Genomic DNA, 24,383 nt, shown 5'->3' with positions numbered 1-24,383 from the left:
TTCCGGAAGAGGGTTTTCGTGAGATCGCTTGCTGGGCAGGAGAAGACTTTGGACTCGAATCCATTACGGTTAATCAGAAACTTACGCAGAAGTCGCGAGATCGTCACGGTTCTCATGAATTACGGGTTTGACGATCTCGTCGATCAACTTGGCCTGAGACGCTATCTTCGCTGGGGCCGCAGACTACTGTTCTGGAAACGAACTGAACCAGAAGTCAAATTGACCCGGGCCAAAAGGATTCGCCTCGCGCTGGAAAGCCTGGGGGTGACATTCATCAAGTTTGGTCAGGTTGTCAGTACCCGTCCCGATCTGGTACCCCGGGATGTCGTGGTGGAACTGGAGAAACTCCAGGAGCGGGTTCCCTCGTTTCCCAGCGAGACCGCGATCGCGATTATCGAACGCGAACTGGGAGAACCCATCGATAAAATATATGCTGAGTTTGATCCGGTTCCACTGGCTGCCGGTTCGCTGGGACAGGTCCACAAAGCACGACACCATGACGGCACTCCCCTGGTGGTGAAAGTCAAACGCCCCGACATTGACCGGGTGATCGAGCAGGATTTGAGCCTGATGTACGAACTGGCCACAATGATCGAACGCCATTTTCCGGATGCGGAAGTCTTCGATCCGGTGGGGCTGGTCAACCAGTTTTCTCGGACCATTCATCGCGAACTGCAGTTTACCAGAGAAGCCCGCTCGACCGACGAGTTTTATCGTCTGTTTCAGGACGATGCCACTCTCTATGTTCCGAAGATCTTCTGGGAGCTGACCCAGGGGGATATCATTACCATGGAGTTCATCGACGGGTACCGCATTGATGACGAAGAGGAGTTGAAGAATCTGCCGATCAGTCCGCATGAAGTCGCTGCCAATGGGGCGCGGATCTTTATGAAAATGACATTCGAGTTCGGCGTGTTTCATGCCGATCCTCATCCCGGCAATTTCCGGGTTCGGCACGATGGTTCACTGTGTTTGATTGATTACGGTATGATTGGCGTGCTGGAAGAAGAACGCCGAGACCTGCTCGTGGATCTGTTACTGAATGTGGCGAAAAAGGATACCAACCGCCTGGTTGAAGTGGTGCTGAATATTGGTAAGGCCAAGCGGGTCGTGGATCATCAGTTACTCAGGGCCGACTTGCGCGATTTTATCGGCAATTATTACGGGGTCCCCCTGGATCAGATCAGTGTCGGAAAGATGCTGACTGACTTTATCAATATACTGGCGATCCACCGGATCCGTTGTCCGGTCGATATCATGCTGCTGATTCGGGCTCTGATCACTCTGGAAGGAGTGGCTTCGCGGATTGCACCTGAATTGAATATTGCACAGGAGATGGAGCCTTATATTTATAAGCTCTCCTCGGAACGCTATCATCCCCGTGCGATTGCCGGCCGGATCTGGTCCGAAGCCTGCAGCTTTACGAAAGTCATGCACGATTTGCCCGAACAGGTTGGCAGGACACTGGGGAAACTGGCCGATGACGAATTGCGGATTCACCTCGATCACAAAGGCATTGATCACCTGACAACCGAACTGGACCGTTCCGGAAATCGCCTGGCGATCGGAATGGTGATGTCATCATTGATACTGGCTTCTGCCATCACGATCTCATCTGATACGCGACTGGTTTATATCAGTATCCCGATTTTCATGATGTCGAGTCTGTTGGGGATCTGGCTGATTTATGGTGTCTTTCGCAGTGGGCGATTGTAAGATCGTGTGACCTTACAATCGCCGGAGAAACTGCGATTGAGTGGAAGAGTGATGGCTCTTCTATCTTCCATAAACCCGGGCTTTGGGATCGCCTCCCGAGAGCAGGTAGGCCACCAGATCCCGCACTTCCTCCGCGCTGAGGGCATTCAGCATCGACTGTGGCATTTGGGAAACGGGAGAGGGCTGGATTTCTTCTACGTGATCAGCCGAAATTTCAATCGGCTTGGCTTTGATGTCGGCGGTGTAGACAATCACCTTGTCGCCATCTTTTGAGACCAGTCCGGTGAAGGTCCGTCCCTCTTCGGTGATCACGATCGAGGACTGATACTGGTCCGAAATCACTTTACTCGGTTCGACGATCGATTCCAGAATGTAGCGGGCGTCGAACTTGTTTTTGACGGTTGTGAGATCCGGCCCCACGTCTCCTCCCAGTCCGTCAAAGCGGTGACAGGCGGCACAGCGCATGGAGTGAAACAGATTGCGGCCGCTTTCAAAGCTGGCTTTCTGTAAGTTGCCGCCGGACGTGTATCGGCTGGCATCTCCAATGGTCCAGGTTCGTCCCGGTCCCTTGGGGGGAGTAATTTTGAAATCGGGGACCGGGTTGAAATCTTCCCCACTAATGTCAGCCAGGGCGGCGCGGTCGGCATTGCTCATGTAGCCGAGGACTTCATCACGCAGGTTTCCCAGGAACTTGGCATAGCTGTTACCGCCGGGATATTTGGCTGCGGAATTGATGAATTCGATATAGGCCCGACGCTGGTCCATCGTCCAGCCTTTGCGCAGATTTCGCAGCATGAAGGCGTAGTTGATTTCATGTGACGGAGGATGCTTCGCCAGCATGTCGAGTACGCGGCTGCCGTAGTTTTTATTCCGACCCGCCAGTTCGGTCCAGTCAGGAACTTCCGGTTCACCCCGGTTGGCAATCAGATCCAGCGCTTTTGTAATCACCGTCGGTGATTCCAGGTAAACCAGGACTCGGACCAGTTCCGTATTGATATTTTTGTTCTGACTGGGCAGGTACGGATCGAGCTCAGCGATGACCTGCTCACGTTGTTCTGCCGTTGGTTTGCCCAGACGGATGAATGTCAGAGCGTACGCACGCAACAGTCCCAGGAACTGGGACTCACTCAACTCAGATGGATTCAATTCCAGCAGGGCAGCGATCTGAGCATCGCGGTGTGATGCGTTCCCCATGCGCGCCAGAGCGACAGCGCCTGAAATACGCGCCTGTGGATTTGGTTCAGAAAAGACTTTCTTCGCCCACTCTTCAACGGGCTGGGATTCGATGGCGACGCGGGCTGCGTGTCGTAACCAGCGGTCTGAACTGGATAGGTGAGGCCAGGCCGCCGCGACCGCTTCGGGGTTTTGTCTGCCATGATAGGCTTCCAGGCTGCGACGAAGTTTTCGTGCCGACTCGCCAGCCATTTCCCCGGTCACGGGGGCGGTTGATTTTTTTCCGGTATAGGTGATTCTGAACAGAGCAGACTGGGTTCCCCGTCCACCGATGGTGAAATAGAGCGCCCCATCGTTGCCGACGATGGCATCAGTCAGGGGGAGTGGAGAGCCGTAGCAGAATGCTTCCTGCTCACCTTTGTAGCCTGCGCCGTCCGGAGTGAGATGAATCGCATAGATGGTGCCGAACGTCCAGTCGAGTGCGAAAATGGCATCCTGGTATCGGGCTGGGAATTTCGCTCCCTGGCCACTGATCACACCTGTAGGACAACCCGGGCCGATATTCACGACGGCAGGCAGGCTGTCTTCATAATATTCAGGCCATTTGCCGGAGCCACTGCGCCAACCATAATCGGAGCCACTGACAGCGACGTTGATGCGGGTCGGACGATACCAGGGCGTTCCGAGGTCCCATTCCATGTCGGCATCATAGGTGAAAAGATCACCGGCCCGGTTGAGGCTGATGTCGTATTCGTTGCGATAGCCGGTGGAGATGATCTCGTGCTGTTTTGTCTCTGGAGAGAACTTTGAAATCCAGCCACCCGGTGCCAGTCGACCGCGGGCGTGTCCATTGGCATCCCATTCGCGTGGCAGCAGCAGGTCTTCATCCCAGGTGGGAACATGTGAGCGAACAATGCTTTCCTGAGGGGGAAGGGCAGCATGGTTCCCGCCGATGACATACAGATGCTTTCCATCTTCTGCCACGATTACCGCATGGTTGCCATGTTCGCCACCGCTTCGTTCGCTGGGCAGGCCCTCCGCTTTATCGAGCTGATCATCGCCGTTCGTATCAGTGACTTTGTAGAGGTTGCCACCATTCTTGTGAAAATAAAGTGCATCGTCGTGCCAGACCATTCCCTGGGCACCGGAAAGGTCAATCTCCAGTTTTTCAACTTTGACCTTTGGTTCATCACCCTTTTCAGTAACAGTGATGCGATAGAGGCCCTTGTCTCCCTGGTCACTCGCAAGTAACCGACCTTTGCCGTCTGTGGTAAGTGAAACCCAACTGCCTTGTTCGTTGGCGGGCACCTCGTAGAGTAGTTCGACTTTGAAATCTTTGGCGATGGTAATGTTCTGAGCCAGTTTCGCGACATCGACTCCGCTACGTGTGGTGATTCCCGGCTTTCCCCATGGACCACTGCCAAACGCGCCCATCGGTTTCAGTTTCAGTTTCCAGGATGAATCGTCGAAGCTGGCCTGCTGCCAGTCGGGGGCTTCTTTGTCGGTCAGTTTCCAGTCAGTCGAGGAAGAGATCTGTTGTTTTTTGCCATCGGCTGTTTCAATTTCCAGTTTCAGAATAAACGCAGCAACACCGCCGTTGTTGTTGGCGCGGACCGCAATTTGATTGACTCCACTCTGGACGAGCTTGCGGGCATCGCTCAGCATGACGGGGTTCTTCCAGTCAGTGGCGGTGCCGGCGTCTTTACCATTGATCCAGACTGTCGCCCGGTTATCACAGGTGAAGTAGAGGCGGGCTGCTTTGACTCCTCCCGCGATATCAAATTTCTTACGCAGGAAGATCGGATCGTTGGCTGTGGGGTTGTCTGTCCGCCAGACCCAGTTCGGAACCGGTTTAGCGGAGACCCAGTCAAACTTTCCGGGCTTGGAGGAGGTTGCAGAGGTTTTTGCAGCAGGCGCTTTTTTCGTATTTTCAACGGCCGTTTTCAGGACTGCAGCTGCCTCTTTGCCTGACAATGGCCGGTATTGCAGATCTTTAAATTCGACCCGCATCGGAGGTCCCGCGTGAAGTTGCAGGCCGAGTACGCCTTTCGAATACGCCTGGGGATGCTGATCGGTCACGTCGACGGTATTCACGCCATTCACCTGGTGGACCATCCGGTTGCCGACCGCAACGATACGCAGTTCGTTCCATTCCCAGTCGTTCAATTTCTGATTCTTATCGCCAATCTCAGCCACAACCTTTGGTTTTCCGTCTTTCCCGATTTCGACACGCTGGAACCGTTGTGCGATGATTCCCCGCCCGGTTTTCTCGCCATACAGCATCCCGAAATATTCCGGCTTCGGATGGAGATCGGCCTGATAGCCTTTGAGTGCGAAATTCTGGGGATCGACGAGTTCGCTGCGATATTGGACGCCCGAGTTATTGCCTTTGAAGCGAACCTTGGCCTTGAATTCAAAGTCACCGACCACACCGTCCTGCCAGACGAGGAACGTGTTCGGTTTGGCAGGGTGTTCTTTCGTGGTTTCCCCGACGATAGAGCCCTCCTGCACGGTCCAGAATCCATCTCTGCCCGCCCAGCCAGTCAGATCTTTGCCATTAAAGAGATTCTGGAATTCCTGGGCGCTGACGGTGCTGGTTGAGCAGAGCAGACAGGTAAAAAGAACGCAGATGAATTTTCTCATGGTGGTATCCCGCTTGATGACACGAGTTGCTGATGTATGGGGAACAAAACCGAAGCAGTCAGATAGATGGCGTGATCAGGTGGTCAAGATGCCTCTCGTTACCTGATTTAGAATCAACCGGTATGGCTTGTTCTCTCGAATTGATAGCTTAACCCGTGTCACCGGCTATGTCGAGCACGGATCACAATTCATCCATGTGAGCTGCGTTCAGCTTGAGCTGCTGGCGTCGCTGATGCGTTGCCTGAGATAATTCGCGCGGGCGGCATTGCGTTCGCTGGATTCGAGTTCTCCCCCCTGCAGTTTCTGCAGATGGGCGGGCTGAGTAAAGATAAACATCTCATTCACGGTTGAGATAGGCAGCCCCTCTATCAGTCCCAGGTTGACTCCCATCCGTACGCTGGAAAGCAGATGCATGGTCTCTTCTGAACTGATGGTCTGCGCTGTACTCAAAATACCGAAGGCGCGTGAGACTTGGTCATGCAGCCCCTGGCGGTTTTCTTTGAGGAGTGAATTTCTGACTCTGCGTTCATAGGAAATGATATTGGGAACCACTTCCTTGATGCTGTCGATCAGTTGGTGTTCGGTTTGCCCCAGTGTGACCTGATTGGAGATCTGGTAGAAATCTCCCATGGCCTGGCTGCCCTCACCGTACAGGCCGCGTACGGCCAGATTGATCTTTTGCAATGCCTGAAAGACTTTCTGAATTTCCTTGGTAATGACCAGGGCCGGCAGATGCAGCATGACACTGACCCGAATCCCGGTCCCGACATTGGTGGGGCAGGCGGTCAGGTAGCCGAATTCTTCGCTGAACGCGTAGGTGACTTCCGATTCCAGCAGGTCATCAATGCGGTTGATGGTATCCCAGCATTCATCGAGCGAGAAACCGCTCCGCAGTACCTGGAGCCGCAGGTGGTCTTCCTCGTTGACCATGATGCCGATATTTTCTTCGTTATCCAGTCCGACCCCCCGAGGTCCTGAGCGTTCGGCATGCTCACGGCTGATCAGCTGACGCTCGACGATGAACTGGCGATCCAGGTTCGAGAGCTGATTGACGTTCAGGTAGGACAGTTTTTCCTGCATGGGCAGGGAAGTGATGATCGGACGCATCAGCTGTTCGATCTCACCCAGAGTGGATTCCGTACAGCGATTGATAAAGGGGAACTGAGCGAGGTTTCTCGCCAGGCGAATTCTGCTGGACATCACGATATCGGAGTCCGGGCCGATTCCTCTCAGCCATTCACCACTCGTGCGAGTGAATGCATCCAAATTCACCCTGATTCTCCTTTATTGAACAAACTTATATCAGACCCTGAGGCCGGAAATCCGGTTACTGGCCACAGGATAACTCGCGTGACTTTCACCCCCAAACGGTGTAGACTCGGGGACTGAATACCATACAGGTTCAGAGGCGGAAAACAAAGCCCCACCACCGAGTTCTGTCAGAAAGCCGATGAAGTACGGTCACACTGATTTATTCTATGCAATGAGTGCGTTGAATACCATTGCACTCTGGGGGGAATCCAAAACGGAAAGTGGAAACTCCAGTGTGCATCTATAAAACAGGTTACAGCCCGTGACTTTTTAGGGATTTTTGAGAACAGGGGCCTCGGACAGCTTGTCTCTGTAAACAGAAATGCTCATAAGAGAGTCCACCGCGCAAATATAGAGAAAACGGGGTGCCCGGCCATCCCATAGACACGGCGATTAAGAGAGTCCATGAAATACGTTCCCGATTTCGATACTTTTCAACAGCTTTCCGGTCAGGCAAACCTGGTTCCCGTCTATCGTCAGTTAACCGGCGATACCCTGACCCCGGTCAGTGCCTACCAGTTGCTGGAGAAAGGACCGTACTCGTTTCTGTTTGAAAGTGTCGTGGGCGGAGAACAGATCAGCCGTTACAGTTTTCTGGGAGCCAACCCGTTCCTGACCATCGACGCTTACCAGCAGCGGATGGTGATCGGGAAAGAGGGGCAGACCGAGGAGCGGACTGTTGAAGATCCGCTGCAGGAACTCGAACGCATTCTGGAACAGTATCAGGCTCCCGAGCTTCCGGGGCTCCCGCGGTTCTGTGGGGGCGCCGTTGGTTATGCCGGCTATGATGTCGTACGCTATTCCGAAAACCTGCCCAACGCACCAGAAGATGATCGCCAGCTCCCCGACCTCTCCTTTGCTCTGTACGATCACATGGTGGTGTTCGATCAGATCAACAAAACGGTGCTGGTCGTAGCACACGCCCATATCACGCCTGGCATGAGTGAAACAGATCTCCAAGCCGCCTACCAGGATGCCTGCGAGAAGATCGATCACACATGCGAACGTTTTCAGACCGGCGACCCTGCAGTGCTCCGGATGGCCGACATTAGTGTCGACACCCATGCAGAGCCGAATTTACAGTGGACGTCTAATTTCTCTCAGCAGGATTTTGAAGCCGCTGTGGAGTCATGTAAAGAATACATCGTGGCCGGCGATATCTTTCAGGTGGTCTTGAGCCAGCGACTGAAGCTGGAGACTTCAGCGACGCCGCTGGATATTTATCGCAGTTTGCGCGTCGTCAATCCCAGTCCGTTCATGTTCCTGTTGAAGACCCCCGAGGTCGATCTTGTCGGCAGCTCACCGGAGATCATGGTCCGCGTCGAGGATGGACTCACAACAATTCGTCCGCTGGCCGGCACCCGCAAGCGTGGGAAAACCGAAGCCGAAGACAAGCGGCTGGCAGAAGAACTGCTGGCCGACCCCAAAGAACGGGCAGAGCATGTGATGCTGATTGATCTGGCCCGCAACGACGTCGGCCGGGTGAGTGAGTTCGGTTCGGTCGAGCTGTCAGATGTGATGGTCGTGGAACGCTACAGCCATGTGATGCACATTACTTCCAATGTGACAGGCAAACTGACAGAGGGGCGGACCGCACTGGATGCCCTGCGGGCTGGTTTGCCGGCGGGTACGGTTTCCGGTGCCCCCAAAGTGCGGGCCATGGAAATCATTGATGAATTTGAACCACACCGGCGGGGTCCGTATGCGGGAGCCGTCGGATATCTCGATTTTACCGGGAATATGGATACGTGTATTGCATTGCGTACGCTGGTCATGCAGGGATCTACGGCCTACGTTCAGGCCGGCGCCGGGATCGTTGCCGACAGTGTACCCGAGACGGAGTACTATGAAACATTGAACAAGGCAAAGGGGTTGCTCAAAGCGATTGAGGTTGCTGAACAACAACTGAAATAATTCAGGTGAGAGTTCATACCGTTTGAATTCTTCCGGCTCTGAGAAGTTGTTTCGACATCACCCCCACTGTCGATAACAAAGGTGAAGCAGGAGTACGATGGAATCTCAACAGGAGAAAAGCGCTCTCGATCCATCCGTTGGTTCTGAGATAGAGGAAGCCATTAACGCCCCGACCAATTTTGGGGGGATTCTCAAACGCCTGGGGCCAGGTCTGATCATTGCCGGCAGTATTGTCGGTTCCGGAGAACTGATTGCCACCACCAAGACCGGGGCACAGGCCGGGATTGCCCTGTTGTGGTTGATCATTGTCGGCTGTCTGATCAAGGTCTTTGTCCAGATCGAACTGGGCCGCTATTCAATTTCCCGTGGCGAGACCACGCTGCAGGCCCTGAATCACGTGCCGGGCCCGCGGTTCGGCGTGCTGAAGAATCCCAACCAGCAGGCGCCCAACTGGATTCTCTGGTTCTGGCTGATTATGAGTCTGTGCACGATCGGGCAACTGGGAGGCATCGTCGGCGGTGTCGGCCAGGCTCTGGCACTCACCGTTCCCATCAAGGGGGATTACCGTCAGGCGATTCAATATCCCTCCGAAAAAGAGTTCGTCCATTACCTCGAAGTAGAAGAGGAACTCAAGAGCGAGGAAGGCTCCCTGGCAAGCCTGTCGCCTGAGGAGCGGGAAAGATATCTCCGTGGTCATGCCAAGCTGAAACAGCGGATCGAAGCACTTCAGGAAGAAGGGCAGATGATCCTGCAGAAAATTCGAAACGAGGAATCGCTGACAGACGAAAATGGCACCTCGCTGCTTGAGCCCCAGACCTGGGACGATAAGATCTGGGCGGGAGTGATTGCGGTGATGACCGCCTTTTTGCTGTATTTCGGTCGCTACAACCTGATTGAACATCTCTCAACGATTCTGGTGGTCTCCTTTACCTTTGTCACGATCGGGAATGTCTTCTCCCTGCAGACTTCTGACATCTGGAGTATTTCGGGTGCAGAAATCATGCGCGGACTTTCCTTTGGAATTCCCGAAGCCACGGGGGGCATGAATCCGTTAATTACCGCTCTGGCTGCCTTTGGAATTATTGGCGTCGGTGCGACCGAACTGATTGCCTATCCCTACTGGTGCCTGGAAAAAGGCTATGCCCGGTTTACCGGACCACACTCCGAAGATGACAGTTGGGCGCAGCGCGCGAAAGGCTGGATGCGGGTCATGAAAATTGACGCATTTGCTTCGATGTGCATCTACACCTTCGCCACCCTGGCGTTTTACCTGATGGGCGTCGCGGTACTGCACAAGGAAGGGCTGGATCCGGATGGCATGCGGATGGTGAGCACCCTGGCGGAAGCCTATGTGCCCGTCTTCGGAGCCTACGCCAAATGGCTCTTCCTGGCGGGAGCAATCGCGGTACTCTATTCGACGTTTCTGGTTGCCAATGCAGCGAATGCACGCATTTTCTCAGACGGGCTGCGTTTCTTTGGAATCGTTGATGAGCGCAAGCCGGAGGCACTGCGAAACTGGATCAAGGCAATGTCCTTCATCCTGCCCCTGCTCTGCCTGGCGGTCTTTTTGACCGGTGCCAATCCTGTCAGACTGGTGCTGATCGCAGGGACCATGCAGGCCATCATGCTCCCCATGCTGGGGATTGCTGCGATTTATCTGCGGTATACCCGTATCGACTCCAGATTGACGCCAGGCAAGCTCTGGGACCTGATGCTGTTCCTCTCCTGCCTGGGGCTGCTGCTGGCGGGAGGTTTTGGAGTTTATAAACAGCTGTTTGCCTGACAGGTCCAGTTGGTAAATGCAGAGACTCAATTGCGCTTCCGGATCCGGTTTGTGATGTGAATCAAAAACGGGTTCCGTTATAATCAGGGATGATTCAAGCCGGTGATTCAATTTGTGAGCATGGTCTTTCAACACACAGAAGTAAGTGCTTTTTTCTGAATTATCGGGGATTTTGAAAATAGTGTCGAATTAGTGAGAAAGGATGCAGGTTAGATGAGTGATGAGACAACGATTTTCAAGAAAATCATCGATCGGGAAATCCCGGCTGAGATTATCTACGAAGACGAATTGTGTCTGGCATTCAAGGATGTGAATCCACAGGCTCCGGTGCACGTGCTGGTCATCCCTAAAAAGGAGATCCAGTCGATTTCCCATCTGGAGTCTGAAGATCAGGAGTTGGCCGGCCATCTGTTTCTTACCGTAGGAAAGCTGGCAAAAATGCTGGGGCTGGAGGCGGGGTATCGTACAATCGTTAATACCGGCAAAGCCGGGGGGCAGACGGTAGACCATCTGCATTTACATCTGCTTGGCGGTCGCTCAATGCAATGGCCACCCGGATAACCGGACTCGGTTTCAGTTGGAATACAATGGTGGCCGGAAACAGATTGCGAACCCGGGCGTCTGTCAGTCATAATAAAACCAACGACAATACATCATCTGAGCAGGGGAAGAGATCGTGTTCAACTCAAAAAACTATCGCATCGTACCGCTTCTGTTTATGACCAGTTTCCTGGCAGTCACTGCTTCGGCACATACCGTTTTCGCGCAAGGCTCTTCTAAAAAGGGCAACGTGAAGCAACTCAACATTCAGGCAGACAAGCTGCGCGACTCTTTCATCCGTCAGTCAGCAGATATCGCGCGTAAGTATTCAGATGCCGGTGACTACGAGAGTTCCAAGCAGATGCTGGAATCCATTCTGAGTATCAAAAAAGATGTGCCGGGCGTCAAAGCGATGATCAAGCAACTCGACGAAAAGATGCTCTCCTCGAATTCCTCCGATTTTGAAATCGACGCTTCCCGCAACTGGAGTGGTCCTGCCGGCCTGGTCGCGAAAGGCAAGACGATCCGCATTCAGGCGACCGGAACCTATGATCTGATTACCGACATCAAAACCAGTGTCGAAGGTCTGCCAGAGAAAAACCCGATGAAAGAGTTGGCTGCGGGAGTTCCTGTCGGGGCGCTGATGGGGGTCGTGATCACGCAGGAAAAAGGGAAACCCAAAATGGGCAAACCCTTCAAGATCGGTGAGAAAGCGGAATATACGCCGAAAGATGATGGCGTCCTGATGGTCGGCTTGAATCTGCCTCCCGGACATCAATCCAAAGGGAAGGTCAAAGTCCGGATCAGCGGCTACTTCAGACGCAGTTCTAATTGAGGCAACGAGTGAGAGCCGATTTACTGTTTGCTTTTGCGGGCATGCATTTCGGCGCGAATCTCCCGCCGCAACAGGTCGGTCATCTGGCTCCGCTCCTGCAGCAGGGGAGCTGTCTGGGCGATGACCCGACGCATGTCAGAAATAATACCATTCTCCAGCTCTTCAGTGGTGATACCATCGCAGGCATTCACGCAAGCCACGACCCGGCGGACCAGCTCCTGATTCTCAGGAGTGTCTTCCCCCAGGATTTCTCCTTCACTTGAGATTACAAAATGCGGAGGTTGAATGGATTGACGCTCTCCAGTCATTCGCCGATTACTCCAGTTGCTTCAAGGCCCGTATTCGAATCTACTGACCTTTTGTGCGGTTTTGGGGATAAATTGAGACCAGATTACCTGTGGTCAAAAAATAGTTGATATCTGATCTATCGGCGAATGAGGAAGCCCAGATTCAATATCTCTAATGGTTCATTAAAAAATCAAACCTGTTTCTGGGGGCTTTAACTCAAAATTTAAGATGATGGTTTAGTTAGGTAAAATGGGTGGTTTTGTGTCTGGCTGAATTACTCCAATACGATCAGCAGATCTCCCGATTCGACCTGTGTTCCAGGTTCCACCAGAATCTCTTTGACCACCCCGTCCTGCTCAGAAATGACGCTGGTTTGCATCTTCATCGCTTCCAGCATCAGCAATTGATCGCCGGCTTTGACTTTGCTGCCGACCTTGATTGTCAGCGAAACCACAACACCGGGCATCACCGCTCCGATTTGTTTCTGGTCTGAAGAATCGGCTTTGCGTCGTGAATCGTCCTGTGGCTTCAATGCTTTATCGACAATCACCACTTCGCGGGGCTGACCGTTCAGTTCAAAGAACACGGTTCTGCAGCCATCTGTCTGTGGCTTACCGACGGCCAGGAATTTGATGATCAGCGTCTTACCAGGGGCAATATCAACAGCGATTTCTTCTTCCGGTTCCAGTCCGTTAAAGAAGGCGTAGGTCGGCAAGCCACTCGTATCGTAATACGCTTTCTGGTGCGCGGCGAAATCTTCGAAGACCTTCGGGTACAAGAGGTAGGAAACGACTTCCTGATCGTTGGGCGTCCTGCCAATCATCTGCTGAACTGTATTCGCAGCGTCTTCAAAATCGGCCGGAGGCAAAATGCTTCCCGGACGTTCTGTCAGGGGTTCTTCACCACGCAGGATCCGTTTCTGGACGGCTTCGGGGAATCCACCCGGTGTCTGACCCATGCGGCCACTCACCAGATCCAATACCGATTCGGGGAATGCCAGATCCCGGTCACTATTCACGACATCATCGCAGGTCAGATCATTGGCGACCAGGAACAGTGCCATGTCACCGACGGCTTTGGAGGTCGGCGTCACTTTGACGATATCACCCAGCAGTTGATTGACTTCGGCATACACATGGCAGACTTCGGACCAGCGGTCACCCAGTCCCAGTGACTGGGCCTGCTGTAACAGGTTCGTATACTGACCGCCGGGCATCTGGTGATCGTACAGATTCGCACCAGCCGGCAGCACAGGACTTTCAAACGCTGTGTAGTAGTTTCGCACCGCACGCCAGTATTCGGAAATCTCATCCAGATGTTCCACGTTGACTGTTGGCTGATGCTCTTCGAACCGTTGAGACTCAATCACGGTTGTGAGGTTGGGTTGTGAAGTACCACCTGACATGGAGGGGACCGCACCGTCGGCAATGTCCAGTCCCACTTCGGCTGCTTTCAAAATCGATGCTGCCTGCCCGCCGATGGTATCGTGCGTATGGAAGTGAATCGGAATGCCGATTTCCTGCTTCAAAGTTTTTACGAGCAGCTCGGCTGCATACGGTTTGCACAGACCAGCCATGTCTTTAATAGCCAGAATGTGGGCACCCATCTTCTCCAGTTCCTTGGCCATCTTCACGTAATACTTCAGATCGTATTTCGATTTAGACGGATCCAGAATATCGCCGGTATAACAGATACTCGCTTCGCAGATGGCGCCGCTCTTCTGAACTTCCTCCATCGCGACCTTCATGTTGGGAACCCAGTTCAGTGCGTCAAAGACGCGGAACACATCAATGCCGGCAGCGGCAGCTTCTTTGACGAAGGCTTTCACCACGTTGTCCGGATAGTTGGTGTATCCCACGGCACTGGAGGCACGGATCAGCATCTGGAACAGAATATTGGGCACCCGTTCCCTCATATCAGCCAGACGCTGCCACGGCGATTCTTTCAGGAATCGCATCGAGGTATCGAACGTCGCTCCTCCCCACATTTCCAGGGAGAACAGCTGCGGGCAGTTGTGAGCATACACTTCCGCGATCTGCAGCATGTCGTGTGTCCGGAAGCGGGTCGCATACAACGATTGATGAGCATCCCGGAATGAGGTGTCGGTCAGCAGCAGCTCTTTCTGATCCAGAATCCATTTGCTGAACTTTTCAGAGCCGAGCTCCAGCAGTTTCTGTCGCATGCCATCCGGCGGATCGATCTGCTTTTTGTTGTATGTGGGCACGGGAGCCGGGGTGCGTCGCACTGCTTTGGCCCGGTCTTTCACCAGTGGATTCCCGTTGACGATTGTCTCTGACAGGTAGGTCAGCAGCTTGGTAGCCCGGTCGTGTCGTTTGGGGAACTTGAACAGTTCCGGCGTTTCGTCAATAAAGCGGGTGATGCACTCCCCTTTGATGAACGTCGGGTGCGTCACCAACTTCAACAGGAAGGGGATGTTCGTCTTCACGCCCCGGATCCGGAATTCCTGCAAACAACGCTCCGTACGGGCCGAGGCATCTTTGAACGTTCGTGCCCAGGTGGTGACCTTCACCAGCAGTGAGTCGTAGTACGGGAAGACCATCGCTCCGGAAAACGCCGTTCCCGCATCCAGCCGCACGCCCATGCCGCTCGCGGAACGGTAGTGTGCCACGCGACCGTAATCGGGCATGAAGTTATTCGTGGGATCTTCGGTCGTCACCCGGCACTGCAGAGCGAAACCGTGAGTTTTGATTTCTTCCTGCGAATTGATCCCGATTCCGGGGTCGGAGAGCGACGCTCCCTGTGCCAGCAGGATCTGCGATTTGACCACATCCACGCCGGTCACCTGTTCGGTCACCGTATGTTCGACCTGAATACGCGGGTTGACTTCGATAAAGTAGAACTGATTCGTATCGTCATCCAGCAGGAATTCGACGGTCCCCGCTGATTCGTAATTCACACTCTGACCAATTTTCAGGGCAGCGTTACAGAGCGCTTCCCGGACTGCCGGATCGAGATTGGGAGCCGGTGCGATTTCCACCACTTTCTGGTGACGACGCTGTACCGAACAGTCACGCTCGTAGAGATGAACCAGGCCGCCATGCTTGTCGCCCAGCAACTGGACTTCAATGTGCCGTGCCCGGGAAATGAACTTTTCGACAAATACATCCGGGCTGCCGAAAGCGGACAGCGATTCACTCCGGGCCTGTTCATAAGCGGCGTCGAATTCTTTCTCAGTCTGCACGACTCGCATTCCGCGGCCACCACCTCCGTGGGCCGCCTTCAGAATGATCGGGAAACCGATGCTCTGTGCTGTTTTGAGACCTTCTGCGGTGTCGGTAATCGCTTCCCCACTCCCCCCGAGGACTGGAACGCCCGCCTGTTCGGCGATCTTACGGGCAGAAATTTTGTCACCCAGGGATTTCAGAGTCTCGACCTGCGGACCGACGAAGATGATCCCGGCGTCTTTACAGGCCTGAGCAAATTCCGCGTTTTCGGAAAGGAATCCGTAACCCGGGTGAATCGCATCGATTTTCTTCTGTTTGGCCAGCGTAATGATGGCATCGATATCCAGGTACGATTTCACAGGATGCCCCGGCTTACCGATCTGATAGGCTTCGTCGGCTTTGGTCCGGTGCAGCGCATAGCGATCTTCATGGGTATAGATGCCGACCGTGCGGATCCCCAGTTCGTGCGTACTGCGGAAAATCCGAATCGCAATTTCACTTCGGTTGGCAACGAGCAGCTTTTTGATTTTACCCTCAGACATGAGCGTTCCTGGTTCTTTGTATACTTTATGTTTGATGGTCTGGTTCGATTGCGGCCTGCGGTGCGTTCCGCGCCCAGACCAGCGGTCCCTAGGGTACCTGCCTGCGCCCGGAAACTCAATGCACTAACCCGGTTTGGTTGTGCTGAATGCTGGTGATACGATCACAGTCGTAACGGTGGCAGGAATTTTACTAACTTCCCTGCGTAGACAGCCTTGGATTGATTCATCTTGACCTGTTTTCCCTCTCCGAGTAGTGTTCACGCCAATCTGACCCGTTCTATTGCGACGGCGCCGTTTTTCAAGGGCGCGATCCGGTAGAAATTCTCAAAAGGCAGGCCAATAGCAGTGGTGATTCAAATGGGACAAAAGCAGTGCGATCTCTGTGCAGGAACCGAATTCGAGCAAATTGGAACACGGGACCGGCATCACCAGCCGCTGGAGACCGTCATCTGCAAGACCTGCGGCCTGGTGGCCCATGGTCAGATCCCCAGCGACGAAGAACTCGCCCGCTATTATGCCACCGAGTATCGTCAGAGTTATCACGGCGAAATGACTCCTTCCGACCGCCGTGTGATGCGGGCCTGGAAAAACGGTGAACGAATTTTCGGTCAACTGCAGCCGCACATTGAACCCGATATGGAAGTCTTCGAAGGCGGAGCCGGCATCGGTTGTACTGTCAAAGTCTTCGAACTCAACGGCCATGCCTCACGGGGAATTGAACCGGGGGAAGGATTCCAGAACTATTCCCAGCAACAGTTGCTGACGAATGTCGTCCGCGGAGACCTGTTCGAACAGCCCCGCGACAAGAGCCATGAGCTCATCCTGCTCGTGCATGTGATCGAACATTTCAACTCGCCCCGCAAGGCCCTCGAATACATTCGCGGCATGCTCTCCGATGACGGACTGTTCTACGTCGAATGTCCGAACATCGCAGCCCCCTTTGCCCGTCGCAGCAAAATGTTCCACTACGCACACATTCACAACTTCACTCCTGCCAGCCTCAAGATGCTGGCAGAAAGCTGCGGCTTCAAACTGGAAGTGCAGTTCGGCTCTCAGGAAGACCCGAACCTGCAGATGCTCTTCTCCTGTAGCGATTCCACCGAACTCACCATCGACCCGGACAATTACCGGGAGACGATGCAGGTCATCAACGGGGCCACACCACTCCGCTACCATCTGCGGCCGTATTACTTCTCTTCACGAGCAACGAAGGTCGCCAGCTATCTGAAAGAGCATCTGACCGCAAAACAGTTCGTGGCCAATGCGATTCAGGAATGTCAAAAGTTCGCTGCGGAACAACAGGACGAAGCGCCTGAATCTCTGCGTTCAGCTGCCTGACATCAGGCAGACCGGCGTCTGGAAGAGCTACTCTGTCGTGTTACTAGTCTGTTTGAGTTCAGACGCTGCAGGATAAAGCCAGGGGGAGCCTGGGAGCCTTTGAATCCTTGTCAGCATTTTGTCTTCCAGCGGTGCAGGCAGTTCCGTGCAATTCCCTTCAGCATCCGTTTTCCAGGCCCGTGCTCCCTGGTCCTGATTCCACACCGCAAACGTATTGGCATCCAGCCAGCCGGCTTTCCAGCCTGAATTCCAGTCACCCCAATGCCGGCTTTGATCAAACCGGTCCTGCAGGCTCTGCTTCTTTTTTGTTTTGACGGGGCGATACTCTGTTTCGAACAGTGTTTCCAGTTCTGTCTCTTCTTTGAACAGACGGACTCGCAGTTGGAAGCCCGGCACTCCCTCCCGCTTTTCCCATTCGCGTCGGATGTGGTACCGGTAATCAGAGGAGCACACGATTCTAAACTTGTTTTCTCCCAGCAGACTGCAATAGAGCGTCTTGCCTTCTGCTGCGAATTGATCGAGGAGTTCCCTCAGCAGAACATAGTCATCCCAGGTGAAATCGGTTTCGTTCCACTTTTTCCCTTCAGGGCCAGGCCACGTTCGGTTGGTTTTGAAATCGTGCAGTATCACGACGTTTGTTTGATAGAGTATCGCGACCAGGTTTCCGTCATTCGAAGTGACTGCTTTGTATTCTAATTCCGGAATCCGTTCCGGTCCAACACCCCAGAAATCTCTTGCTTCAACAAGTACTTTTCCATCTTCGACAACATCGAAATAGAGATGCCCGGGAGGTTCATAAAACCATTCATATTCGGCATAGAGTGTAAGCGTTCTACCGTGAGGCAATTCAAAAGTCTGGAACGGATCATATGGCTGGTCCAGCAGGAAGCTTTTAGCAGCCGTATAAAAAATCATCACGATCGGGATGGAAACTCCGAGTAGAACAATCATCGCTAAACATCCAGCGACACATAAATAGGCCGCATAGAGCTTTTCCGGGACTTTTATTTTTATATCTCGGTTGAGATACCGGATGAGAGATATGAATGCCGACATGAGCCTGGTTTCAGAGATGAGATAAGAAAGAGAAGTGTCACCCTTTATCTTATCCTCAGATCAACTGCTTACCATGGGCGATTTCAAAATTCACAGCCGCCGATCCGATTTTCAGATTTAGCACTGGAATCGAAACTGTCAGGACTCAGCATCACACAGTTTCCTTTTCGTGTCTTTAGTGCCTTTCGTGGTTAAATCAAAATTCGTGGTTCAGTTCGCGGCCGGCTTAGGATTACTCCGAGGTGTAATCTTCGCTGACGGTCCCAGCGGGCGTTCTTCCTGATGCGGAAAGGCACGGATCGTGGTCACGATCTGTTTCTGCTGTTCGAATTCTTTCCCGCTCTCCAGTTTGACGGTCGTCTCCAGAAACCGGTCGATTTTCGATTCCAGCGGCAGCCCGGTTTCGCGGTCAATCAGACAGCTGCCGAATGACTTGCCTCCCCTGATAAACAGCTGCACCGATTTGCCATGCTGGTTGATCGGACTGCTGATCTTGGAAGCCGCGATGTCGCCCGCGATATTGATCCGGGCGATTTTGTCGTTCAGTTCCCGCAGCGTGTATTCTGTTTTGAGGACCATCGGAATCGGCTGCGTCAGCCGGCGTGTCTTCATCCAGCTTTCGCCTACACGGATAGCGCCCCCTTTGTGTTCTTTGTCGATGTTATAAGGCAGCAGGCCGATGCTGTCGTCAATGAAATTGGCCACGCCGTCATCCCCCGAAGTTTCGGAGATTTTCGCCAGCACCGTTTCCCGTTGACTGACGGGCGTGTTCTGCAGACAACGCTGCATAAACTGATCGAAGCCGACCAGCTCGATGATCTTGTTGTCCGGTCCAATCCAGAAAGAAAAACCGTTCTGCACCAGGCCCTGATAAGCCTGCACCTCGGGGGGAGCCGGCCCCGTCGATTGGTTCGAATCGAAGAAGACTTTTTCGCCGGCAATGTCATGTGAATATTTCACACCCGAATATTGCACCTTCAAACGTTTGCGCCCGTCCTCGTGAATTTCCTCAACCGTCAACGCCAGGATCAACTCCAGCTTGGATTTACTCTGCACAATCCCCGCCGCCGAGGCCTGCGACAACGTCTGCTCGACCGTTTTGATCATCGGGAAACGCTGGTTGACCGCCAGGTTCAGTTCCAGCACCTCCACCTTCTCTTCACGCAGGGAAACCGGAGTGGCTTCGACCGCCGGTTCCTGGGCCTCATCGGCGACGGCTTGCGGAGGCGCCTTATCCTCAATTTCTTCCGACGGAACACTCTGATGCTTGCTCCAGAACGACCAGCCCGTTCCGCCAAGAATCACAATTCCAATCATCCAGCTGATATAACGCTTGCCCTGCATGGCGACATTGTCCAGAATAGATAAAGAAAACTAATGAATGTGCTTTCTGATAGTATTTTGAGGCACAAAAGTTATCAGTAATATGGATTTAGTGAAAGACGAATTCAGCCGGGACTGCCCAGGCAGCACCCAGAGAGGGGACGAGGATGCGATCTGCGATTTTAGTCGGTTTAACAACACTGTTTACGCTCCCCCTCTCTTCGCTCGCTGTGGCCCAGTCCCAGCCGGAAACGCCCCGGCGACCGAATGTGGTCTTCCTGCTTGCCGACGATCAGCGACCCGATACCATCGCCGCGTTGGGAAATCCGGTCATCAAGACACCCAACCTGGATCAGCTCGTCAAACAGGGAACCAGTTTCACCCGGGCCATCTGTGCCAACCCGATCTGTACTCCCAGTCGAGCGGAAATCCTCACCGGTGTCGGCGGATTCCACAACGGCTCCATGGATTTCGGCAAACCCATCAAACCGGAACTCACCACCTGGTCCAAAGCGATGCACAACGCCGGCTACGATTCCTGGTACGTCGGGAAATGGCACAACGACGGAAAACCGGTCATTCGCGGCTACGATGAAACCCTGGGCCTGTTTACCGGCGGAGGTGGACGCTGGGCCGTACCCTCTTACGATGGCAATGGCGTCCTCGTCACCGGCTATCGCGGCTGGATCTTTCAGGACGACGAACGCCACTTCTTCCCGGAAAAGGGGGTCGGGCTGACTTCCAATATCAGCGAGCACTTCGCCGATGCCGCCATCGAATTCATCGACCGCAAACATGCAAAGCCGTTCTTCCTGCATGTCTGCTTCACCGCGCCCCACGATCCGCTGCTGATGCCCATCGGCTACGAACAATATTATAACCCCGACAAAATGCCGGTCCCCAAGAACTTCCTGCCCGAGCACCCCTTCGATCACGGCAACTTCGATGGCCGCGATGAAAAACTGCTCCCCTGGCCCCGGACGAAAAAGGTCGTGCAGAACGATCTCTCGCTCTATTACTCGGTCATTTCTCACCTGGACGCACAGGTCGGCCGCATTGTCGACGCGCTGAAGAAATCGGGGCAGTGGGACAACACCATTCTGATTTACTCCAGCGATCACGGTCTCGCCGTCGGCAGTCACGGCCTGCGAGGCAAACAGAATATGTACGAGCATACGATTAACGTTCCCCTGGTCATGGTCGGTCCCGGGATCCCCGCCAATCAGCGTTCCGCGGCCCAATGCTACCTCCGCGATCTCTATCCCACCAGCTGTGATCTGGCCGGCGTTCCCATCCCCAAAACAGTCGAAGGCAAGAGCCTCAAGCCTGTACTGCAGGGAGAAAAGGATGCTGTCTACGACGAAGTCTACGGCTACTTCCGCGACTTCCAGCGGATGATCCGCGACGATCGCTGGAAGCTGATCCTGTATCCACACATCGATCGTGTGCAGCTCTTCGATCTCAAAAACGATCCTCTGGAAATGCACGACCTCTCCCAGGATCCCTCGCATCAGCAGAAACGCGATGAACTGCTCAACCGCCTGAATGCCTGGCGGAAGTCGCAGCACGATAAGTCGCTGACATCGGCAAAATCCTCCTGAGTTTTCCGGTCTGCTGCTGCGAAACTGATTTTCGGGTGCTCTCATTCTGATGGCGCTTTGCTCTTCCGTGTCGATTTTACAAGAACCAGAGTGACGAGTTTCATTTCTGGTGAATTGTTCTAAGTCACTTGTGCTAAGTGTTTTGCGGTATCATTTTTGGTGCCCTCATTTCAAATCGTCATAATTGGCATATTTTACGCTCTCCCCTCATGTCGTTCACATCACAACGCGGGCTTTTACGATTTAGCCTCAAGGGGGAGAGAGTCATGATGATCCAGAAAAGAATTCGTAGCTTACGACGGCCATTTCAAGTCTTACTTTCACTGGCATTGGTGGGAGGCATCTGTAGTGCCCCGGTCTTCGCGGCCGACAAGTCATCGAAACGCAGTGACCGCAGCAGTTCCAGTCGCAGTAACAAAAGCAGTTCGCAGCGTTCAATCCGTTCACAAAGTTCTTCCAGTCATTCTCAGAGTTTCAGTCGCAAACAGAGCAGCCAGCCCAAATCGTCTCAGCGGAGCAAGTCGCACCGCACGACACCCCAATTCAAACAGAGTACCCCAAAGTCAACTCGCAATGTCTTTGATCGGGGTTCTCAGAAATCGAAACCTTCGTTTAAGGTCGCTCCGAAATCTAAGGTCACACCGAAGTCGTCGCGACCCGATTTCAAGATTCCCAGCTTCGGAAATCACGGCAGCTTCAAACTCGATACCAAAGACCTGAAGCCGCGTGTACCCGATCGCAAAATTCCGGATCGCAAGATCCCGAACAGAAAAGTTCCCAACCTGAAGATCCCGAACCGGAAAACTCCAGACCCTAAGGTTCCCGATCGGAGAGTACCGGACCTGAAGATTCCCAATCTGAAACCGGACCACGGAAAATTTGTTCCCAAACCAGGCAAGAACGTTGTCCGTCCCAGACCGGACCGACATGACAACAACGTGTTCAAACCGGGCAAGGATGTTTTCAAGCCCGGCAAAGGCAACCAGATTCCACCCGTCAAAGGGATTTCGCGTGACGACCTGTTCGGTAAGCCGGGTAAAAAACCGGGCAAGACCACCTATCCCGGTAAGATCGACCTCTCGAAACTCAAAGGCAAAGGGCATCAGTTCGATCACTTCAAACCATCGAAACAGTGGCTGGGCAAGAATGGTGTCCCGCTGAATAAAGATTTCTTCAAAGGCAAACAGATCAAGCCGATCAACGTCAACCTGGATAAACAACTGAAAGCCGGAAAACTGAATACGCTGATCCTCAGCAAGCAGAACAAGAACTGGCATCTGAAGAAGCAGTTTGAACTCCACAAAAAAGGTGATGTCGCCCGTCAGTTGAAACTGAATCAGAATCTGCTCAAGCACGGCGGCTGGCGGAACCGCAGTCTGTTCGGCAAGATGAACAATTCCTTCACCAAAACACACTTCGGCTTCTTCTACGCCGGTTCCGGGATCTACCCCAGCTACTGCTGGAGCCCGCACTGGTCTGCCTGGGTGGACTGGTGCTGGTGGGACTGGTGTCACCCGATCTGCGATCCCCGTCCTCTGTTCTGTCGTCCGATCATCTGTGATCCCTGTGGTCCCTGGGTCTGGTACGATTGCCCGGTCTGGCAACCACTGCCCGTCGTCACCTGTGGTACCTGGGTTGACGTCGACCCCATCGTGATTGACGCTGGCCTGGACCTGCAGATGCTGGCCGTCCGCTTTGTGGACTCCGGTCACCCGGAACAGGAACTGGGACCCCGTTACCGCGTCTGGTTCCGCAACAACAGCGACGTCGATATCAACGCTCCCTTCAACGTCATGCTGCTGGCCTCCAACTCGCGTGATGCAGTCGCCGGCGTTCCTGAAGCAGGATCGCGAGTCGATAACATCGCCGCTGGTCAGATTCAGTCTGTCGACATCCGCCTGCCTTTCGCAGCCAGCACGATGTCCACCGATGCAGAAGGCAACCAGGTTCCTTTCGAACAGCTGCACGTGTTGATCGATTCGCACCGTGAAATTCCCGAAGCCTTCGAGGAAAACAACGGTGTCGTGCTGCCACGCGTTGATGTTCTGCCCGTTGATCCCGCCCTGTTCTCTGCTGACACCGATGTCGTCATGAGCGGAGCCATGATCAATCTGGCCGGCGAAGGACTGGGACCGGAACCCGGTAAAGTGCTGATCTCGATGAACGGGATGAACTTCGAAGCCGAGATCTATGGCTGGTACGACCTGGGCGTTCGCATCCAGGTCCCGGATCTGCCTCTCGTCGATGCTGCCGAAGCCACATTGGTCGTGGTACGGGGCGACGAAGCGGTTTCCAATCCCATCGATCTGGTGATTGCTCCACAGACGGCTGCACTCACCGCTGAGTAACGGAAGTGTGCGGGGGCTGGCTTGGAGCCAACCCCAGTTCCGATCGGGGAACAGGTCTCGTGCCTGTTCCCCTTTTTTTGTGCGCCACGCCGGATCGTTTCTCACCGTTCTCCCCATTTTCCACCTGCCTCCCTTCTGCATCTCAATCCGCTTTCCGATTTTCAGTTCGCATCTGTCTCTGAAACTGAAAAGATTGGACTTGATCGGCAGCTTCCGAATCGTATTCTGTTTCAAATCTGGCTCGCGCGCGAGGGTGTTGTGCTGAACCGGAACACGCAGTACGTGTGACTCAGGAACACCTGAATCAACGTCGATTTTCACTGGCTGTCTACGGAAACAAGCCGCACACGTTCGCAAAGTTCGCCCCTCTCTGTTCAGGGCAAATCGGGACACAAACCGGCCAGAAAGGGACAAAATCCGGGACAAATCAGGACAAAAACCGGTCACATCGGGACAAAATTTTGTCTTGACCCCCACACGCCATTCAGCAAAATCTGAATAATCAGTTGACGCGTGCAGGGGCCACTGTCGACTCGCCCGACAGTGACCGAACCAGGATACAAAACCAGGAATGAATTCCATAATCCTCTCACATTTCATGTCAAGTAACGTAGGGGCAGAGCCTGTGTGCCTGCCCGCCTGACGAGGTACGAGCCAGTCTTGATTGCGATGGCAATTCATAAGCGACTTTCCAGTGAGCGGCACGGAGTCGGGTGCCATCCATGAGGAAGCTTCTGTCAAGACCGTAGTGAGAAGAACGCGGAATTATCCAACCATCCATCCGGCA

General features: G+C 53.7%; 14 protein-coding genes. 8 read left to right on the top strand and 6 right to left on the bottom strand.

What is annotated here, in order from left to right; all coding sequences use genetic code 11:
* The first annotated feature begins 114 nt into the window (after window positions 1-114).
* Complete coding sequence (locus Enr10x_RS22515) at window positions 115-1,716, top strand: ABC1 kinase family protein (RefSeq protein WP_145451455.1); 1,602 nt, start codon at window positions 115-117, stop codon at window positions 1,714-1,716.
* Window positions 1,717-1,776: 60 nt separating this feature from the next.
* Here the strand turns inward: Enr10x_RS22515 and Enr10x_RS22510 are convergent, their stop codons facing one another.
* Together Enr10x_RS22510 and Enr10x_RS22505 are read right to left on the bottom strand one after the other, a co-directional pair.
* Window positions 1,777-5,532 carry a family 16 glycoside hydrolase gene (locus Enr10x_RS22510; protein ID WP_145451454.1) on the bottom strand — a complete coding sequence of 1,252 codons (3,756 nt, stop codon included), beginning with the start codon at window positions 5,530-5,532 and terminating at the stop codon, window positions 1,777-1,779.
* Window positions 5,533-5,739: 207 nt separating this feature from the next.
* Window positions 5,740-6,804, bottom strand: coding sequence for a protein arginine kinase (locus Enr10x_RS22505; protein WP_145112994.1), 1,065 nt, complete (start codon window positions 6,802-6,804; stop codon window positions 5,740-5,742).
* 444 nt (window positions 6,805-7,248) lie between these two features.
* Between Enr10x_RS22505 and trpE the strand changes: the two genes are divergently transcribed.
* From trpE to Enr10x_RS22485, 4 genes are all read left to right on the top strand, one after another.
* The gene (trpE, locus tag Enr10x_RS22500; RefSeq protein WP_145112992.1) at window positions 7,249-8,757 is read left to right on the top strand and encodes an anthranilate synthase component I; all 1,509 of its coding nucleotides are present in this window, start codon (window positions 7,249-7,251) and stop codon (window positions 8,755-8,757) included.
* Window positions 8,758-8,854: 97 nt separating this feature from the next.
* Window positions 8,855-10,540 (top strand): Nramp family divalent metal transporter, encoded by a 1,686-nt coding sequence (locus Enr10x_RS22495; RefSeq protein ID WP_145451453.1) that lies wholly within the window; start codon window positions 8,855-8,857, stop codon window positions 10,538-10,540.
* Between the two features lie 213 nt (window positions 10,541-10,753).
* Window positions 10,754-11,101 (top strand): histidine triad nucleotide-binding protein, encoded by a 348-nt coding sequence (locus Enr10x_RS22490; protein WP_145451452.1) that lies wholly within the window; start codon window positions 10,754-10,756, stop codon window positions 11,099-11,101.
* Window positions 11,102-11,216: 115 nt separating this feature from the next.
* Complete coding sequence (locus Enr10x_RS22485) at window positions 11,217-11,915, top strand: YfgM family protein (protein ID WP_145451451.1); 699 nt, start codon at window positions 11,217-11,219, stop codon at window positions 11,913-11,915.
* A 20-nt stretch (window positions 11,916-11,935) separates the two neighbouring features.
* On the opposite strand, the gene Enr10x_RS22480 is transcribed toward Enr10x_RS22485, so the two are convergent.
* Together Enr10x_RS22480 and Enr10x_RS22475 are read right to left on the bottom strand one after the other, a co-directional pair.
* A complete protein-coding gene (locus Enr10x_RS22480; protein WP_145112985.1) occupies window positions 11,936-12,223 on the bottom strand; it encodes a hypothetical protein in 288 nt (95 codons plus the stop codon).
* Window positions 12,224-12,477: 254 nt separating this feature from the next.
* A complete protein-coding gene (locus tag Enr10x_RS22475) occupies window positions 12,478-15,930 on the bottom strand; it encodes a pyruvate carboxylase (RefSeq protein ID WP_145451450.1) in 3,453 nt (1,150 codons plus the stop codon).
* A 357-nt stretch (window positions 15,931-16,287) separates the two neighbouring features.
* Here Enr10x_RS22475 and Enr10x_RS22470 point away from each other — a divergent pair, with 357 nt between their 5' ends.
* Window positions 16,288-17,268 (top strand): class I SAM-dependent methyltransferase, encoded by a 981-nt coding sequence (locus tag Enr10x_RS22470; protein WP_145451449.1) that lies wholly within the window; start codon window positions 16,288-16,290, stop codon window positions 17,266-17,268.
* A gap of 27 nt (window positions 17,269-17,295) precedes the next feature.
* Here the strand turns inward: Enr10x_RS22470 and Enr10x_RS22465 are convergent, their stop codons facing one another.
* Window positions 17,296-18,219 carry a hypothetical protein gene (locus tag Enr10x_RS22465; protein ID WP_145451448.1) on the bottom strand — a complete coding sequence of 308 codons (924 nt, stop codon included), beginning with the start codon at window positions 18,217-18,219 and terminating at the stop codon, window positions 17,296-17,298.
* Window positions 18,220-18,534: 315 nt separating this feature from the next.
* A complete protein-coding gene (locus Enr10x_RS22460; RefSeq protein ID WP_145451447.1) occupies window positions 18,535-19,668 on the bottom strand; it encodes a DUF6263 family protein in 1,134 nt (377 codons plus the stop codon).
* A gap of 146 nt (window positions 19,669-19,814) precedes the next feature.
* Here Enr10x_RS22460 and Enr10x_RS22455 point away from each other — a divergent pair, with 146 nt between their 5' ends.
* The gene (locus Enr10x_RS22455) at window positions 19,815-21,248 is read left to right on the top strand and encodes a sulfatase-like hydrolase/transferase (RefSeq protein ID WP_145451446.1); all 1,434 of its coding nucleotides are present in this window, start codon (window positions 19,815-19,817) and stop codon (window positions 21,246-21,248) included.
* A gap of 266 nt (window positions 21,249-21,514) precedes the next feature.
* The gene (locus tag Enr10x_RS22450; protein ID WP_145451445.1) at window positions 21,515-23,596 is read left to right on the top strand and encodes a hypothetical protein; all 2,082 of its coding nucleotides are present in this window, start codon (window positions 21,515-21,517) and stop codon (window positions 23,594-23,596) included.
* The last annotated feature ends 787 nt before the right edge of the window (window positions 23,597-24,383 follow it).

Source organism: Gimesia panareensis, assembly GCF_007748155.1.
Classification (GTDB): Bacteria; Planctomycetota; Planctomycetia; order Planctomycetales; family Planctomycetaceae; genus Gimesia; species Gimesia panareensis.
Note: the sequence above shows the minus strand (reverse complement) of the source record. Positions and strands in the feature narration are given on the sequence as shown.